The organism is Streptomyces sp. NPDC053750 (assembly GCF_044544295.1).
Taxonomy (GTDB): Bacteria; Actinomycetota; Actinomycetes; order Streptomycetales; family Streptomycetaceae; genus Streptomyces.
Genome location: NZ_JBITXB010000003.1, coordinates 441151 through 457897, shown reverse-complemented (window position 1 = coordinate 457897; position 16747 = coordinate 441151). Strand labels below are relative to the sequence as shown.

Here is a 16747-nt window from a genome sequence, read left to right as displayed (position 1 = left end):
CCAGGGGTGTCAGCGGCGGGGGGACCCCGGGCCGGTCAGGGCTCCGGGGCCGCGACGCATCCTGATGGAGTACGTGCAGCCCCGGCCGAGACCGGAGTTGATGATCGCGTTGAAAGCTGCCACGGAGGGGACGTTAGGCGTCCGCGCGGCGGGCGGGCAACGGATTTTCGCGCGGGCAGCCGTCAGCGCCGATCCGGCAGTCGTCAGCGCTGGTACCGGGCGAGTACGAGGTTTCCGTCCTCCTCCAGTCTCTCGCGCAGCTCGTCCATGCCGATCGCCCCGCTGTAGTACTCCTGGAGCGCGGGGGTCGCCACCTTGTCCTTCCACTCGGGATAGCCCCGGACGGACTGTGCGGGCGCGGATCGCAGATGGGCCGCGAGGGCCGTCCCCACGGCCCAGCCGTGCTCCTGCGTGCGCAACGCGGGGTCCCGGAGGGCCTGCGTGCCGGTGGGCAGCATCCAGTCGCCCAGCGCGAGGCGCACCATGTTGTCCGGCTGGAGGAGGAAGTCGACGAACGCGGCGGCCTCCTTCCGGTGCGGGCTGTCCTCGGCGATCGACAGGGTCTGCGGGCTGACGCCCTGGGTGAGCCCGTCGGCACCGGCCGGGGCGGGCAGCACCTGCCAGTCGAAGCCCTCGGGGGCCTGCTGCTCGATCTGCTGACGGTACGAGAAGCCGAGCGGCACCATGGCGTACTTGCCCGCGAAGAAGCCGGGCAGGGTGTCGGAGCCGCCGCTGCCGAGAGTGGTGGGAGAGGCGCTGCGGTCGGTGTCCACCTGGTCGTGGATGGTGCGGGGCACCACCTGGTCGCCCTCCTCGAAACGGACGGTGACCTTGCCGTCCGTGCCGCGGTGGAAGAGTTGTCCGCCGGTGGACAGGGAGAGGTTGAGCGTGGCGGACACGGGCTCCTTGAGCGGCCAGGCCACCCCGTACGTGCCGTCGCCGCTCAGCTCCTTCGTCACCCGTCGGAACTCCGCCCAGGTCCACGGGTGTTCGGGCGTCGGGATCCGGACGCCCGACTTCTCCAGCAGGGTCGCGTTGGCGATCAGTACGCGCGGTTCCTGGAGGAAGGGCACGCCGTAGATGCCGTCGCCGAAGGTGACCGTGTCCCAACTGCGCCGAGGAATTTCCGACTTGAGCCGCTCGGGCAGCAGGTCGGTCAGGTCGGCGAGGTAGCCGCCGTAGGCGAAGTCGGCGAGGTCGTCGGAGGCGTCGTGGATGATGTCGGGCGCCTCGCCGCCCTCGAAGGAGGTCAGGAGCTGGTCGTGGACGCTGTCCCAGCTGCCCTGGACGTACTCGACGCGTACGTCGGGGTGGGTGGCGTTCCACTGCGCCACCAGGTCCTTGTTGGCCTTGACCGACTCCTCCTGCCAGGCCAGGGACTGGAAGCGCAGCGTGATCCGGCCGTCGTCGCCGTCGCCACCGCCCTGGGTGCAGCCGGCCAGCAGCAGGGCGACGGCGACGAGCAGGGTGGCGGCTCGGGTCGCGGCTCGGGTCGCAGGTCGGGGCACGCGTCGGGGCGCGGTTCCGGTGCGCATCAGCTCTTCACCGCCCCGGCGAGCATGCCGCCCGTGATCCGTCGCTGGATGAGGGCGAAGACGACCAGTGAGGGCAGCGTCGCGAGGAAGGCCGCCGCCGCGAGCGGGCCGAGGTCGGCGACGCCCTCGGCGCCGATGAAGTGGGTGAGGATCACCGGCAGGGTCTGTTTCTCCGGGGTCTTCAGCAGCACCAGCGCGAAGAAGAACTCGTTCCACGCGGTGATGAACGCGAACAGCGCCGTCGCCACGATCCCCGGCGCCAGCAGCGGCGCGGTCACCGACACCAGCGTCCGCAACCGCCCGGCGCCGTCGACCGCCGCCGCCTCCTCCAACTCGGCCGGTACCGCGCGCACATATCCGGCGAGCATCCACAGCGCGAACGGCAGCGACCACACGACGTACACCGTCACCAGCCCGGGAACCGAGTTGATCAGCCGCAGGTTCTTCAGCACCAGGAAGAGCGGGATGATCAGCAGGACGAAGGGGAAGGCCTGGCTGACCACGACCCACCCGGTGGCCGCCTTGGTGAGCCGGCCGCGGTGCCGGGCCATGACGTACGCCATCGGGGTCGCGATCACCACGGCGATCACCGCCGCGCCGAGTGCGGCGAGCAGCGAGTTGAGCGCGGCCCGCAGCAGCGGCTGCTCGTCGAAGGCCTGCCGGAAGTTGTCGAGGGTCGGGTTCTCGGGGATCCAGGTGGGGTGCAGGCTCGCCAGTTCCTGCGGGGGTTTGAACGCGGTGGAGATCAGCCAGAGGAACGGGAAGGCCAGGAAGACGAGGTACGCGAGCAGCGCGGCGTACTGGCCCACGCGGGCCCCGGTCGAGGTCCTCATGCCTCGCCACCTCCCTTGAGTCCGCCCTTCAGCCGGCCGGCGAGGAAGACGGCCAGCAGGACCGAGATCACAGCGACCATGACACAGCCCATCGCCGCCGCGTAACCGAACTGTCCGTAGCGGAAGGCCTCTTCGTAGGCGAAGAGCATGGGCAGCCGGGTCCGGCCGCCCGGTCCACCGCTGGTCAGCACGTAGACCAGGGCGAAGGAGTTGAAGTTCCAGATCAGGTTGAGCGCGGTGATGGCGAGCGCGACCGGCCGGAGGGCGGGCCAGGTGACCGTGCGGAAGCGGCGCCAGGCTCCGGCGCCGTCGACCGCGGCGGCCTCGTGGAGCTCGCGCGGGGTGTTCTGGAGCCCGGCGAGCAGGGCGACCGTCGTCTGGGGCATGCCGGCCCAGATGCCCACGACGATGACGGCGGGCAGGGCGGTGGCGAGGCCGCTGAGCCAGTCGCGGCCGTCGCCGAGGCCGAGGTCGCGCAGCGTCTCGTTGAGGATGCCCGCGTCCGGGTTGTAGACGAGGCGCCACATGATGCCGACGACCACCTCGGGCATGGCCCAGGGGATGATCGCCAGGGCGCGGGCCAGCCAGCGCAGCCGCAGGTTCTGGTTGAGCAGCAGGGCGAGGCCGAGCGCGAGCAGGAACTGCGGCACCGTCACCCCGACGGCCCACAGCAGCCCGATGCGGAACGACTCCCAGAACAGCGTGTCGTGCATCAGGTCCTGGAAGTTCAGCGTGCCGACCCACTGCGTGGGCTCCGTCCGGCCCGACTGGGCGTCGGTGAAGGCCAGCAGGATGCCGTAGAGCAGCGGTCCGACGCTGAGGACCAGGATGGGGATCAGCGCGGGCAGCACCAGGAACCAGGCGCCGTGGTCCGGACCGCGTCGCGGCCGGTCCGTGCCGGGCGCGCGGTGCGCCCGTCTCCTCGACTCGGACACCAATGTCACGCAATCAGCCCCTTTGCACGGCTCGAACGGGCCTGGTCATGGTCGTGAAGGCGCCGTGCCCCGTCAAGAGCCCGCGCACACGCTCCCACCTGTGCGAATGCGACACTGGCCGACGGACAGTGGGCGGATGCGACACACGGAGGCAGGGAACGATGGACGAGGCACGGGCGCGGGAGGTGCTGGCCGCCGCGGGGGTGCTGCCCGGCCGGGCGCCGGAGGCGCGGCTGCTCTCCCTGGGCGAGAACGCGGTGTTCGCCGCCGGTGACCTGGCCGTCAAGGTGGGCCGCGACGCCGAGCTCCTCGACCGGGCCCGCCGGGAACTGGCGGTCGCGGTGTGGCTGGAGGAGGCCGGCGTTCCGGCGGTGCGGGCGGCCGAGCCCCACGCGCTCTTCGTCGACGGGCATCCGGTGACCGTGTGGCGGCGGCTGCCCGAGCCGGTGCGGCCCACCGAGCCGCGGGACGTGGCCGCCCTGCTCCGACTCGTCCACGAACTGCCCCTCCCCTCCTTCGCGCTGCCGCCCCGCGAACTGCTGGGCGGCGTGGAACGCTGGCTGCGGCTCGCGGGCGACGTGATCGACCCCGCGGACGCCGCGTACCTGCGTGAGCGCAGGGACGGCTTCGCGACGGCCGCCGCCGCGCTCACCCCTCACCTGACGCCGGGCCCGATCCACGGCGACGCGCTGCCCCGCAATGTGCACGTCGGCCCCGACGGGCCCGTCCTGGTCGACCTGGAGACCTTCTCCTCGGACCTGCGCGAGCACGACCTGGTGGTGATGGCGCTCAGCCGGGACCGCTACGGGCTGCCCGCCGAGGCGTACGACGCCTTCACCGCGACCTACGGCTGGGACGTACGCGCGTGGGACGGCTGCGCGGTGCTGCGCGGCGCCCGGGAGACGGCCAGCTGTGCCTGGGTGGCCCAGCACGCGCCGAGCAACCCTAAGGCGCTGGCCGAGTTCGAACGCCGGGTGGCGTCGCTGCGGGACGAGGACCCGACGGTGCGGTGGTATCCGTTCTGACCGGTGCCGCCGTGCCGCCCCGGTGTCGCCGCTCCGCTGGGATGTCACCGTACTGACCGGGTATCGCCGCTGCGACCGGTGTCGGCGACGCCTTCCGATGCCGGGTCAGACCCGCTCGCCGACCGGCTCGCGCACCGGCCACACCCCGTCGACCACCGCCGTGGCGTCGCCCTTGCGGCGCAGGAAGCTCTGGAAGTCCGCCGCCCACTCGGCGTACCACTCGATCTGGCGGCGGTGCAGCTCCGCCGGGCCGAGGGACGCGACCTTGGGGTGGCGGCCGGCTATCGCGCAGGCGAGGCGGGCCGCGGCGAGGGCGTCCGCCGTGGCGTCGTGGGCAGCGTCGAGCGGAACACCGTACTCCCGGCAGACCGCTTCCAGATTGCGCTTGCCGCGGCGGTAGCGGTCGACCGAACGGTCGATGGTGTACGGGTCGATGACCGGCGCGGGATCCAGGCCGCCCAGGCGGTCGCGCAGGGACGGCAGTCCGTAACGCCGCAGTTCGGCGGTGAGGAGGGTGAGGTCGAAGGCCGCGTTGTACGCGACGACGGGGACGCCGGTCTTCCAGTAGGCCGTGAGCACACCGGCGATGGCGTCGGCGACCTGGTCGGCGGGGCGGCCCTCGCCGGCCGCCCGCTCGTTGGTGATGCCGTGCACCGCCACCGCGTCCGCCGGGATCTCGACGCCCGGGTCGGCCAGCCACTCCCGGCGTCCTCGCGGCTCCCCGCCCACGACCTCGATCACGGCTCCCGTGACGATGCGCGCCTCGCGCGGATCGGTGCCCGTCGTCTCCAGGTCGAAGCCGATCAGCAGCTCCCGGTGCCAGCCCATGGGTGGTCCCCCTTCTTGGTGGTGCGTTCCCCCAGTGGTCATTACCCTCGCACGGGCCACTGACAATCAGAGGATCGCATTCCGCCCAGCCCCCCGACGGGCGTGGGCGGCACCGGGCAGGCGCACCGCACCCAGGCTCATGAAACAGGTCGCGAATCCGCCCACATCAGCTCGAACTCCTCGCGATAGGTGGGGAAAAGTCCGCTTTCATCGACCTGGTCCGACTTCACGACCTTCCCGCCGTTCCGCCCGTTCCGCAGCACCAGCACCGGCGCCTCCATCCCCCGCGTCCGCCGCAGGTAGGACTGCACGACCGCGATGCCGTCGGCGCCGTCGCCGTCGACCAGGTAGGCCGTGAAGCGGGGCGTCTCGTCGAAGACCTGGATCTCGAACGCGCCGGGGTCCCGCAGCCGCGAGCGCACCCGGCGCATGTGCAGGATGTTCATCTCGACGGCGCGGCTCAGCTCGCCCCGCTTGATGCCGAGCTCGCGCTCGCGGCGCTTGATGGCACTGGAGGCGGGGTTGAGGAAGAGCAGCCGCACCCGGCCGCCGGACTCCGCCAGCCGGAGCAGACGGCGGCCGGAGAAGTTCTGCACGAGCAGGTTGAGGCCGATGCCGAGGGCGTCCACGCGGCGGGCGCTGCCGAAGAGGTCCTCGGCCGGGAACTGGCGCAGCAGCCGCACCCGGTCCGAGTGCACGGCGACCACGTCGGCGTACCGGTCGCCGACCAGGTCCTCCACCGCGTCGACCGGCAGCCGGCGCGTGGACGGCACGTCACTGCCCGCGCCGAGGACCTCCAGCAGCCGCGCGGAGGCGCGCTCGGCCTGGTTCAGCACGGCCTCGGACAGCGCCCGGTTGCGGGAGACGACGTTGCGGGTGACCTCCAGCTCGTCGAGGGCGAGTTCCACGTCGCGGCGCTCGTCCACGTAGGGCTCGAAGCAGGGCCAGTGCTGGACCATCAGCTCGCGCAGCTGCGGCAGGGTGAGGAAGCTGAGGACGTTGTCGTCGGCCGGGTCGAGCAGGTAGCCCTTGCGGCGGCTGACCTCGCGCACGGCGACGGCGCGGTGCACCCACTCCTGGCCGGCGGGTCCGGCCGCGGCGACCACCCAGTCGTCGCCGTGGACGGGTTCGTAGACCGGCCTGAGGACGGCGGCCACGACGGCGCGCAGCCGCTGTTCGACGAGGTTGAGCCAGATGTAGGCCCGGCCCGCCCGCTGCGCGCGCGTGCGCACCTCGTGCCAGGCGTCGGCGTCCCAGTCCAGTTCCGGACCGATCGCGCCCGCGTTCATCGGCCGCGCCAGGGACACCGCACCGGGCGGGACGTCCGTGGAGCTCCCCTCGTGACCCTCGTCACCAGGGGGCAGCTCCAGCCCTCCCGAGCCCACCCACGCACCGCCTTCCGCTCCCTGGGAGCACTCCCGGTCAGACCCCGCCCCAACGATCAAGGAAGGGTACTCCGGGAGCGGTCCGCGGTGCAGCCCGATGCACGGGCCGGTTTTCCCAACGACCGTGACCCACCGGCCCGTTCCGGCGTCCCGGGCACCACCGAGTGAGCGGATTCATAGCCGTGACGTCGCACGGTACGGGAAAGCCCTCGCCACGACCTCCCCGGGGCGCTGGCCGAGCAGAACGCCGATGGGTGGGTAGGAGGACGTACGTGCTAGGTGGTCGCCTCACTTTCGGGGAGACTTCCGGGAGACTCGGAGCCAAGGCGTCCGCAGCGGCGCCCCACACCTGAAAGAGTCGTGTCCATGCAGGTCTGGCCTGGAGAGGCGTATCCACTCGGTGCCACGTACGACGGCGCCGGCACCAATTTCGCGGTCTTCACGGAGGCCGCCGACCGAGTAGAGCTGTGTCTGCTGCACGACGACGGTTCGGAGACCGCGGTCGAGCTGCGGGAGAGCGACGCGTTCGTGCGGCACGCGTACGTGCCGGGCGTGATGCCGGGGCAGCGGTACGGCTACCGCGTGCACGGCCCGTACGCCCCGGAGCGCGGACTGCGCTGCAACAGCGCCAAGCTGCTCCTCGATCCGTACGCGCGTGCGATCAGCGGCGCGGTCCAGTGGGGCGAGGAGGTGTACGGCTACCACTTCGACGCACCCGACCGGCGCAACGACCTGGACTCGGCGCCGCACACGATGACGTCGGTCGTGGTGAACCCGTACTTCGACTGGGGCGACGACCGGCGCCCCCGGACGGAGTACCACCACACGGTGATCTACGAGGCCCATGTGAAGGGCCTGAGCATGCGGCACCCGGGGCTCCCCGAGGAACTGCGCGGCACCTACGCGGCCCTCGCGCACCCGGCCCTCATCGAGCACCTCACCGCGCTGGGGGTCACCGCGCTGGAGCTGATGCCGGTGCACCAGTTCGTGAACGACCACCGCCTGGTGGACATGGGCCTGAACAACTACTGGGGCTACAACACGATCGGCTTCTTCGCCCCGCACAACGCGTACGCCTCCTGGGGCGACCGCGGCCAGCAGGTGCTGGAGTTCAAGTCGGCGGTCAAGGCGCTGCACGAGGCGGGGATCGAGGTGATCCTCGACGTGGTCTACAACCACACCGCCGAGGGCAACCACCTGGGCCCGACGCTCTCCTTCAAGGGCCTCGACAACCCCTCCTACTACCGGCTGACCGACGACCCGCGCTACTACATGGACACCACGGGGACCGGGAACTCCCTGCTCATGAGGTCCCCGCACGTACTCCAAATGATCATGGACTCGCTGCGCTACTGGGTCACCGACATGCACGTCGACGGCTTCCGTTTCGACCTCGCCGCCACCCTCGCGCGGCAGTTCCACGAGGTGGACCGGCTGTCGTCGTTCTTCGACCTGGTGCAGCAGGACCCCGTGGTCTCGCAGGTGAAGCTGATCGCCGAGCCGTGGGACGTGGGCGAGGGCGGCTACCAGGTGGGCAACTTCCCGCCGCTGTGGACCGAGTGGAACGGCAAGTACCGGGACACGGTGCGCGACCTGTGGCGCGGCGAGCCGCGTACGCTCGCGGAGTTCGCCTCCCGGCTGACCGGGTCCTCCGACCTGTACCAGGACGACGGCCGCCGTCCGCTGGCCTCCATCAACTTCGTCACCTGCCACGACGGCTTCACCCTGCACGACATGGTGTCGTACAACGAGAAGCACAACGAGGCCAACGGCGAGGACAACCGCGACGGCGAGAGCCACAACCGCTCCTGGAACTGCGGGGCCGAGGGCGACACCGACGACCCGGCGGTGCTGGAGCTGCGGGCGCGGCAGATGCGGAACTTCATCGCCACCCTGCTGCTCTCCCAGGGCGTGCCGATGATCAGCCACGGCGACGAGTTCGCCCGCACCCAGCGGGGCAACAACAACGCCTACTGCCAGGACAACGAGCTGGCGTGGGTGACGTGGCCCGAGGACGAGCCCGACCTGCTGGAGTTCACGCGCGCGATGGTGTGGCTGCGCAAGGACCATCCGGTCTTCCGCAGGCGTCGCTTCTTCCACGGCCGTCCCGTGGAGGGCACCCACGACGACCTCTCGGACATCGCCTGGTTCACCCCGGAGGGCGCGGAGATGACCCAGCGGGACTGGAACTCGGCCCGCGCGTCGGCGCTCACGGTGTTCCTGAACGGCAACGCGATCTCGGAACCCGGCGCGCGCGGGGAGCGCATCGCCGACGACTCCTTCCTGCTGATGTTCAACGCGTCGCCGAAGTCGCTGGACTTCGTGGTGCCGGTCGACCACGGCCGGCAGTGGGAGGTGGTGATCGACACCGCGCGCACGGACGGAGTGCCCTCGGACACGCGTACGAAGGTGCAGGCCGGGGACCGGCTGACCCTGGTGGACCACAGCCTGACCGTGCTGCAGCGGCCCGTCTAGGGCCGGTCTGTCAGGGCCCGGTGGAGGCACCGATGACACGAAAGGCGGCGGGGCGGGTACGTAGGTCTCCATGACGCCTGCGCGACCCGACCCGGTGCTGTCCTCCACGTTCCCGGCCCCCTCGGCCACCTACCGGCTGCAGCTGCAGCCCGCATTCCCCTTCGCGGCCGCGGCCGCGGCCGTGCCGTACCTCGCCTCGCTCGGTGTGTCGCATCTGCACCTGTCCCCCGTGCTGGAGGCGGTCCCGGGCTCGCTGCACGGCTACGACGTCGTGGACCACGCGCGCGTGCGCGAGGAACTGGGCGGCGAGGAGGGACTGCGGGCGCTGGCGCGCACCGCGCGGGAGCACGGCCTCGGCCTGGTGCTGGACATCGTGCCGAACCACATGGCGATGTCCCCCCGTCACAACCGCGCCCTGTGGGAGGTGCTGCGGCAGGGACCGAAGTCGCCGTACGCGCGGTGGTTCGACATCGACTGGGAGGCGCAGGGCGGCCAGGTGCTGTTGCCGGTGCTAGGTGCCCCGCTCGGCGAGGTGCTGGACGAGCTCCGGGCCGACGGCGAGGTGCTGCGCTACTACGACCACGCCTTCCCGCTCCGGGACGGCACCGCGGACCTGCCGTTGCCGCAACTGCTGGACGCCCAGTGGTACCGGCCGGTGTGGTGGCGGCTGGCCCGCACGGAGCTGAACTACCGGCGCTTCTTCAGCATCTCGGAGCTGATCGGGCTGCGGGTGGAGGACCCGGAGGTGTTCGAGGCCACGCACGCCACGGTGCTGCGGCTGCTGCACGAAGGGGTGGTCGACGGGCTGCGCGTCGACCACCCCGACGGGCTCGCCGACCCCGGCACCTACCTGAGGCGGCTGCACGAGGCGAGCGGTGGCCGGTGGACGGTCGTCGAGAAGATCCTGGCGGACGGGGAGCAGTTGCCCGCGGCCTGGCCCGTCGCGGGCACGACCGGCTACGACGCCCTGCGGCACGTCGACGGGCTCTTCACGGACCCCGCCGGGTACGGGGAACTCCTCGGCCAGTACCGCAGGTTCGCCGCCCCTCAGACGGACCGGGGCGGGGACTGGGCGACGACGGTACGGCGGGCGGCGTACAAGGTGCTCACGCACGAGCTGGCCACCGAGCTGGACCGGCTCACCCGGGTGGCCCACCGCCTGTGCGTCGCCTCGCCGGAACCCGCGCTGCGGGACCGGGCGCCGTGGGCGCTGCGCACGGCGTTGCGGGAGCTGCTGGTCCGGCTGGAGGTGTACCGGCCGTACGCGTCGGTGGACGCGGCGTCGGTCGTCACCGAGGGGGCGGCGGCCGAGGCGCGGCGCGCGTTCGCGGTGCCCCAGGAGGCCGGCGCGGTGGACGTCGTACGGGATCTGGTGCTGGGGCGGTACGGGGACGGACCGGAGCAGGTGGAGTTCCGTACGCGGTTCGCGCAGACCGCGTCGGCGCTGCGCGCCAAGTCGGTGGAGGACACGGCGTTCTACCGCTATGTGCCCCTGCTGTCGGCGACCGAGGTGGGCGGCGATCCGGGGAGTCCGGCGCTGTCGCCGGCGCAGTTCCACGCCTACTGCGCGCGCGTGCAGCGCGACTGGCCCCTGACCGGCACGGTCGTCTCCACCCACGACACCAAGCGCAGCGCCGACGTGCGCGCCGCGCTGGCGGTGCTCACCGAGTGCCCGGAGCGCTGGGCGGACGTCCTGACGGAGGTCACCCGCACCGGCGAGGGCGTGCCGGACGCACAGGTGGCGTGGGCGGCCTGGCAGACGGTGTTCGGGCTCGGGCCGGCGGACGGGGAGCGCGTGGGGGAGGCGCTGCTGAAGCATGTGCGCGAGGCGGGGATGCACACCAGCTGGACGGAACAGGAGCCGTCGTACGAGGAGGCGGTGGACCGGTTCGTGGCGGCGGGGCCGTGCGGGGCGCCGGGCAAGCGCGTGGCCGCCTTCCGCGCCGCCCTGGAGCCGCACATCCGGGCCAACGTCCTCGGCACGGCCCTGACGCACCTGACGATGCCGGGGGTGCCGGACCTCTACCAGGGCACCGAGCGCGAGTACCTGGCCCTGGTGGACCCGGACAACCGCCGTCCGGTGCACTTCCCGCCCACCGGGAAGGCCGGGGAGAAGGACGCGGTCACCCGGGCGGCCCTGGCGCTGCGCGCACGCCGGCCCGACGCCTTCGGCGACGCGGCGACCTACGAGCCGCTGCCCGCCGACGGTCCGGCGGCGGCGCACTGCGTGGCGTTCGTCCGCTCCGGTCGGGTCCTGACCGCCGTGACCCGCCTGTCCCTGCGCCTGGCGGAGGCGGGCGGCTGGGGCGGCACGACGCTGCCGCTGCCACCGGGCCGCTGGACCGACACCCTGACCGCCGGCCGGGAGTTCGAGGGCCACGCGCGCGTGGAGGAGCTCTTCGCGGGGATGCCGGTGGCGCTGCTGGAGCGGACGGACGCGGCGCAGGAAGCCGGAGGCTGAGCGACGGGCGCCCCGGAACGGTCCCGCCGCTGCGTCCGCCCGCCCACCGCGCGGAGGCCGGGTCAGCCGAGCACAGCGGCAGGAGCGCTGCCGCAGACGTCGGCCGGGGGCGTCGGCGACGTGGGCGGGGCGGTCGCCGCCGGGCCCGGCCAGGTCGTGCGCAACAGGTCGACGAAGGCTTCGGCGGCGCCGGTCGGCGGTACGCGTGAGAAGACGGTCAGGTCGCGTCGCCAGGGCGGGTCGGGCGTCAGGACCACGCAGTCCTCGCCGACCGCGCCGCCCACGATGTGCGAGGGCGCCGTGCAGACGCCCACACCGGCGGCGGCCATCCGTACGGCCGTCGACGTGTGCTCGGTGAAGACGGCGGTGTACGGCCGGAAGCCGGCGCGTCCGCACGCCCAGTCGAGGAAGCGTTCGCCCTCGATCACGGGCTCCATGGCGCACCGGACCCAGGGCCGGTCCGCGAGTTCGGGCAGCGCCACCGTCGTGCGGCCCGCGAACCGGTCGTCGAAGGGCACCACGAGGACGATCTCCTCCTCGCCGACCGTGACCACCGTGCCGGACCAGTCGTGGGGAGCCGGACCGACCGCGAGATCCGCGGTGCCGCGCTCGACCTCTCCCTCCAGCGCCTCGGTCGTCGCGTACTCGTGGAGGTGCAGCAGGACGCCGGGGTGCGCGGTGCGCCAGCGGGCGAACACGTCGGGCAGGATGCCGACGGCCACCGAGTGGACGGCCGCGATGTGCAGTTCGCCGCCCTCGACCCCGGCGGCGGCGCGGGCCGCGCGGCGGGCCTGGGCGGCGCTGCGGACGGTGAGCTCGGCGTGCGGCCGGAAGGCACGGCCCATGGCGGTCAGGCGCACCCCGCGCGGCATGCGCTCCAGCAGGGGGCCGCCGACCGATCTCTCGAGGGCCTTGATCTGGTGTGAGAGCGCGGACTGCGTCACGTGCAGGGTCTCGGCCGCGCGCGTGAAGGACGCTTCGTCGACGACGGTCAGGAAGTACTCCATCTGCCGCAGACTCATCCCCGCCCCCAACTCCTGTGCCACCGACTCTTGTACCACCACTGGGTCCTGCCATGAACATCATGCATCGAACCCACAAGAACATTGCCTTGGACTCATGGCAAGGGGCGGGCGGACGCTGGGGTCATGAACACACACGACGTGATCGTCATCGGCGGGGGCACCGGCGGTTACAGCACCGCTCTGCGCGCCGCGGCCCTGGGTCTCGACGTCGCCCTCGTCGAACGCGACAAGGTCGGCGGGACGTGCCTGCACCGCGGCTGCATCCCGAGCAAGGCCATGCTGCACGCCGCCGAACTGGTCGACGGCATCGCCGAGGCACGCGAGCGCTGGGGTGTGAAGGCGAGCCTGGACGGCGTCGACTGGCCGGCTCTGGTCGCCGCGCGCGACGACATCGTGAACCGTAACCACAAGGGCGTTCAGGCGCACCTCGCCCACGCGGGCGTGCGGGTGGTGCGGGGCGACGCGCGGCTGACGGGCGCCCGCGCCGTGCGGGTCGACGGCGCGCTGGACCTCGCCGCGCGCAGGGGCATCGTGCTGGCGACCGGCTCACGCCCGCGCACGCTCCCCGGCCTCGACCCCGACGGGCGGCGTGTGGTGACGAGCGACGACGCCCTGTTCGCCCCCGGGCTGCCGACGTCCGTGCTGGTCCTGGGCGGCGGCGCGATCGGCGTCGAGTACGCCTCGTTCCACCGCTCGATGGGCGCGGAGGTCACTCTTGTGGAGGCCGCCGACCGGATCGTGCCGCTGGAGGACGCGGATGTGAGCCGCCATCTGACGCGCGGTCTGAAGAAGCGTGGCATCGACGTGCGGGTGGGTGCCCGGCTGCTGGACGCCGAGGTACTCGAGGACGGCGTCCGCGCGCGTGTGCGCACAGCTCGCGGAGAGACCCTCGCGATCGGGGCCGAGCGGCTCCTGGTGGCCGTGGGACGGGCGCCGGTCACCGAGGGGCTCGACCTGGCCGCCGCGGACCTGGACACCGACCAGCGGGGCTTCGTCGTACCCGCCGACTGGGGCCGGCTGGAGACCGCTGTCCCCGGCATCCACGTGGTGGGCGATCTGCTGCCGCCGCCGTCGATCGGGCTGGCCCACGCGTCGTTCGCGGAGGGGCTGCTGGTGGCCGAGACGCTGGCGGGCGTGCCGTCCGCGCCCGTCGACTACGCGGCCGTGCCACGGGTGACCTACTCGGCTCCGCAGACCGCAGCCGTGGGCCTGAGCGAGGCGGAGGCACGCGCGCGCGGATACGAACCGGCCGTCAACACCATGCCGTTGACGGCCGTCGCCAAGGGGATGGTGCACGGGCAGGGCGGCATGGTGAAGGTCGTCGCCGAGGCCGACGGCGGCCAGGTGCTCGGGGTGCATCTGGTGGGCCCGCACGTGTCGGAGATGATCGCCGAGAGTCAGCTGATCGTCGGCTGGGACGCCGAGCCGGCCGACGTGGCCCGGCACATCCACGCGCACCCCACCCTGTCGGAGGCGGTGGGCGAGGCGTTCCTGTCCCTGGCGGGCCGCGCGCTGCACCAGCAGTGACGCGGCCCGGCGGGTCGCAGGGCCACGCGCCGGACGACGCGCCCGGCCCGCCGCACCGGTCACGGCCCCGCCGCCGGCGCCCCGTTCACGCCTGCGCGTCCAGCGCGAACACCGCGCCCGTCCGTGCCGTCATCACGCAGGGGTTGGGGAAGGTCTGCGTGTAGTCCACCGGATGTCCCCGCCACTGTCCGCGCGCGTGGGCGGTCACCGGGGCGTGGATCAGCGTGCAGAACGTGTTCCGCAACGGGATCTCGGCGATGCGGCCGTTGGCCGCGTCGAGTTCGGCGCAGGCCTGGGCCGCGCGGGCGTGGCCGCGCGGAGGGGAGCACGACAGCAGGGCGGTGCGCTTGGTGTCGGCCGGGGCGCCGTCCCGCATGACGGTGACGAGGAGCCAGTCGCCGGCCGGTTCCCGCGCCGCGGTGGCCTGCGCCGGGGTCACGCAGGTGAGGAGGAGGGCCGTGGTGGCCAGGAGGGCGGCCCGGGCCGCTGTGATCGTGAGGAAGTGGGTCATTCCCGGTGCATCGGCACGGCGGCCTCGGGACCCCAGCCCGGCTCACCCGAACGGGAGCCCGCGGTCGGGCGCCGCCCGGCCAGTTCGAACGCGGCGAGTACGACCCGTGTCTGGTACTCCACCTGGCGTGCCACCGGGATCCAGCGGGCCGCGCAGCCGTCGCGGTAGTCGGCGCACCCCTCGTCGACGAGTCGTTCCAGCTCCGGCAGCACGCCGGCCGGATCGCTGCCGGCCCGGGTGACCAGCTGGTGCAGCAGTCCCGCGGTGCGCAGGGCGAGGCGCCGGCCCGCGATGCGCAGGGCGACCAGGTGGGCGGTGCTCATCGGCGGGAGGGTGCGGCCCGAGCCGTCGTCGGTGTCGGGGTCCCAGGCGTCGGCGAGTCTGGGGCACACCAGCAGGTAGTCGTCGACCGGTGCGAGGAGGTGGGCCGCGTCCGGGACGGTGGCGAGGTGGGGGCGGAGCCGGGCGAGGACGCGGTGCAGGCGCCGGGTGTCGTGGCGCAGGGTGCGGCTCACGGAGCGCAGTACCGCGTCCCGGTCGGCCGGGGGCGCGCCGTCCGCCACCGCGGCCACGCCCCACATGGGCGCCTCGACGACCGCCGTGACCGTGCCGTACCGCCGCGGATGGCACCACGTCGACTCGACGGCGGCCTCGGTGATGGCCGCGGTGAGGTCGCCGTGGCGGGGTGGTGGGATGCGGTAGACGGCGGGGCCGAGGTCGGGCCAGTACAGGGTGTCGTAGGCGCCGAGCTCGCGGGGGATGCCGAGCCGGGCCGCGGTGTGGGCGATGCGCTGGGCGAGGCCCGGCAGGTCGTGGGTCAGCTCGACGAAGCCGCCGCCCACGTCGACACCGTGCAGGGAGCACTGCAGGAAGGGCCGCAGTTCGTCCTGGAGCGCGAGCAGGGCACGGGTCTCCGGCAGCGTGGCGTGGTCCGGGCCGTCCGGCAGCCACTCGGGCTGCTCCAGGAAGCCGGGGCGGAAGAAGTTCCGGGCGTAGCGGTCGAGGGTGTACGGGCCGGACAGCCATCCCTCGTTGCGGCGCAGGCCGTCCGGGTCGGCGCAGAGCAGCAGGTTCCAGGTGGCGTCGGCGGCCTCGGTGAGCCGGGGGTCGGCCAGGGCCCGCTCGGCCAGCCGCAGGACGGTGGCGCCGCCCACGGGCTCGTTGGCGTGCGGTCCGGCGACGACGAGGGCCTGGCGGCTGCCGTGGCCGACGGAGAGCAGCAGCAACGGGGTGCCCGCGCGGGAGGTGCCGACGCGGCGCAGCCGCGCGTGCCGGGGGTGGCGGGCGACGAGTGCGGCCGCCCGGGCGCCCAGCTCGTCCACGGTCGGGTAGTGCAGGAGGGGCGTCAGGGCACACCTCCACGATGCGAGCCGTCGGTTCACCTGGCGTGCGCGGTGTACGCACAGTCAGTCACGACTTGGGGGGTACGTCAACACCAAGAAAAGCAAAGGGGCCCGGTTCAGTTCGACGCGAGACGGAACGCCATCTGGCCGAACCCGATCTGGTCGCCCTCGCGGACGACGGCCGCGCCGATGACCCGTCGCCCGTTGACCGTGGTGCCGTTGGTGGAGCCGAGGTCGCGCAGCACCCACAGGCCGCCCTGGCGGCTGAGCTCGGCGTGCACGCGGGACACGGTCTCGTGGGTCAGCCGCAGCCCGCTCGCGGGGTCGCGTCCTATGCGCAGCGGATGCCCGGTGCCGGGGTGGGGCAGCAGCAGCTTGGGCAGCCGCTCGGCCTGCCAGGCCCTGCGCAGCCGTACGCCGAACCCGGACACCGCCTCGACGGTGCCGAACACCATCCGTGACACGCGGCCCTCGGTGGGCAGGTCGGCGGTGAGTGCGGCGAGTTCCTCCGCGCGGCGGGCCGCGAAGGCCAGCTCCATCCTGCGGATGAACGTGTCGTGCGACAGACGCCCCATGGCGACGCCGTCCCGCAGCACCTTCAGCGCCTTGTCGCGCTCCGCGTCGGACAACCGCGCGGGGTACGTGTTGAACTCGAAGGACGACGTCACGCAGGTGATTGTCGGTCAGCCGGGCCGGGGTGTCCAGAAAACCGGAAAACGCCCGCCACGCGCGCGGTGCATACGGCCGCCACGCGCGCGGCGGACACGACACCCGCCGCGAACGGGGATTTTCGCCAGCGGAATGATCGCTTTTGCAGCACCATGGACGGGCTACATCACGGTGAGCAGACGAAGGGGAACCGTC

At 72.8% G+C, this 16747-nt stretch carries 13 protein-coding genes; 4 read left to right on the top strand and 9 right to left on the bottom strand.

The features are described 5' to 3' along the window. Positions 1-203: 203 nt before the first annotated feature. Genes ACIGO6_RS11415 through ACIGO6_RS11405 form a run of 3 tightly spaced genes read right to left on the bottom strand, consistent with a single transcriptional unit; the run spans position 204 to position 3312 of the window. Positions 204-1535: an ABC transporter substrate-binding protein gene (locus tag ACIGO6_RS11415; RefSeq protein ID WP_399874466.1), complete on the bottom strand. Its 1332-nt coding sequence runs from the start codon at positions 1533-1535 to the stop codon at positions 204-206. After that, the gene (locus tag ACIGO6_RS11410) at positions 1535-2368 is read right to left on the bottom strand and encodes a carbohydrate ABC transporter permease (protein WP_399874464.1); all 834 of its coding nucleotides are present in this window, start codon (positions 2366-2368) and stop codon (positions 1535-1537) included. The genes ACIGO6_RS11415 and ACIGO6_RS11410 overlap by 1 nt, the downstream gene beginning before the upstream one ends. Beyond that, positions 2365-3312, bottom strand: coding sequence for a carbohydrate ABC transporter permease (locus ACIGO6_RS11405; protein WP_399874462.1), 948 nt, complete (start codon positions 3310-3312; stop codon positions 2365-2367). Before ACIGO6_RS11405 ends, ACIGO6_RS11410 begins: the two co-directional genes overlap by 4 nt. 152 nt (positions 3313-3464) lie before the next feature. On the opposite strand from ACIGO6_RS11405, the gene ACIGO6_RS11400 reads away from it, so the two are divergent. Beyond that, a complete protein-coding gene (locus tag ACIGO6_RS11400) occupies positions 3465-4328 on the top strand; it encodes a phosphotransferase enzyme family protein (RefSeq protein WP_399874460.1) in 864 nt (287 codons plus the stop codon). Between the two features lie 105 nt (positions 4329-4433). Here ACIGO6_RS11400 and ACIGO6_RS11395 read toward each other — a convergent pair whose 3' ends face one another. Next, entirely contained in the window at positions 4434-5156 is a 723-nt protein-coding gene (locus tag ACIGO6_RS11395) for a 3'-5' exonuclease (RefSeq protein WP_399874458.1), read from the bottom strand. Positions 5157-5293: 137 nt separating this feature from the next. Then, positions 5294-6541 carry an SAV2148 family HEPN domain-containing protein gene (locus ACIGO6_RS11390; protein ID WP_399874456.1) on the bottom strand — a complete coding sequence of 416 codons (1248 nt, stop codon included), beginning with the start codon at positions 6539-6541 and terminating at the stop codon, positions 5294-5296. 366 nt (positions 6542-6907) lie between these two features. Here ACIGO6_RS11390 and glgX point away from each other — a divergent pair, with 366 nt between their 5' ends. After that, on the top strand, positions 6908-9016 hold the full coding sequence (gene glgX, locus ACIGO6_RS11385; RefSeq protein WP_399874454.1) for a glycogen debranching protein GlgX: 2109 nt from the start codon (positions 6908-6910) through the stop codon (positions 9014-9016). 70 nt (positions 9017-9086) lie between these two features. Then, positions 9087-11477 (top strand): malto-oligosyltrehalose synthase, encoded by a 2391-nt coding sequence (gene treY, locus ACIGO6_RS11380; protein ID WP_399874452.1) that lies wholly within the window; start codon positions 9087-9089, stop codon positions 11475-11477. A gap of 62 nt (positions 11478-11539) precedes the next feature. Here treY and ACIGO6_RS11375 read toward each other — a convergent pair whose 3' ends face one another. Beyond that, a complete protein-coding gene (locus ACIGO6_RS11375; protein ID WP_399874450.1) occupies positions 11540-12499 on the bottom strand; it encodes a LysR family transcriptional regulator in 960 nt (319 codons plus the stop codon). Positions 12500-12625: 126 nt separating this feature from the next. Between ACIGO6_RS11375 and lpdA the strand changes: the two genes are divergently transcribed. Continuing rightward, a complete protein-coding gene (gene lpdA / locus ACIGO6_RS11370; RefSeq protein ID WP_399874448.1) occupies positions 12626-14029 on the top strand; it encodes a dihydrolipoyl dehydrogenase in 1404 nt (467 codons plus the stop codon). An 85-nt stretch (positions 14030-14114) separates the two neighbouring features. Here the strand turns inward: lpdA and ACIGO6_RS11365 are convergent, their stop codons facing one another. The 3 genes from ACIGO6_RS11365 to ACIGO6_RS11355 form a co-directional block, all read right to left on the bottom strand. Then, entirely contained in the window at positions 14115-14540 is a 426-nt protein-coding gene (locus ACIGO6_RS11365; protein ID WP_399874446.1) for an SSI family serine proteinase inhibitor, read from the bottom strand. Beyond that, positions 14537-15862 (bottom strand): M14 family zinc carboxypeptidase, encoded by a 1326-nt coding sequence (locus ACIGO6_RS11360; protein WP_399874444.1) that lies wholly within the window; start codon positions 15860-15862, stop codon positions 14537-14539. The genes ACIGO6_RS11365 and ACIGO6_RS11360 overlap by 4 nt, the downstream gene beginning before the upstream one ends. 137 nt (positions 15863-15999) lie before the next feature. Further along, positions 16000-16551 carry an FHA domain-containing protein gene (locus ACIGO6_RS11355; protein ID WP_399874442.1) on the bottom strand — a complete coding sequence of 184 codons (552 nt, stop codon included), beginning with the start codon at positions 16549-16551 and terminating at the stop codon, positions 16000-16002. Positions 16552-16747 lie beyond the last annotated feature (196 nt).

Coding starts and splice junctions, on each gene's coding strand:
- lpdA (WP_399874448.1), top strand. CDS start 12,626: ATGAACACACACGACGTGATCGTCATCGGCGGGGGCACCGGCGGTTAC.
- treY (WP_399874452.1), top strand. CDS start 9,087: ATGACGCCTGCGCGACCCGACCCGGTGCTGTCCTCCACGTTCCCGGCC.
- ACIGO6_RS11395 (WP_399874458.1), bottom strand. CDS start 5,156: ATGGGCTGGCACCGGGAGCTGCTGATCGGCTTCGACCTGGAGACGACG.
- ACIGO6_RS11365 (WP_399874446.1), bottom strand. CDS start 14,540: ATGACCCACTTCCTCACGATCACAGCGGCCCGGGCCGCCCTCCTGGCC.
- ACIGO6_RS11415 (WP_399874466.1), bottom strand. CDS start 1,535: ATGCGCACCGGAACCGCGCCCCGACGCGTGCCCCGACCTGCGACCCGA.
- ACIGO6_RS11375 (WP_399874450.1), bottom strand. CDS start 12,499: ATGAGTCTGCGGCAGATGGAGTACTTCCTGACCGTCGTCGACGAAGCG.
- glgX (WP_399874454.1), top strand. CDS start 6,908: ATGCAGGTCTGGCCTGGAGAGGCGTATCCACTCGGTGCCACGTACGAC.
- ACIGO6_RS11410 (WP_399874464.1), bottom strand. CDS start 2,368: ATGAGGACCTCGACCGGGGCCCGCGTGGGCCAGTACGCCGCGCTGCTC.
- ACIGO6_RS11400 (WP_399874460.1), top strand. CDS start 3,465: ATGGACGAGGCACGGGCGCGGGAGGTGCTGGCCGCCGCGGGGGTGCTG.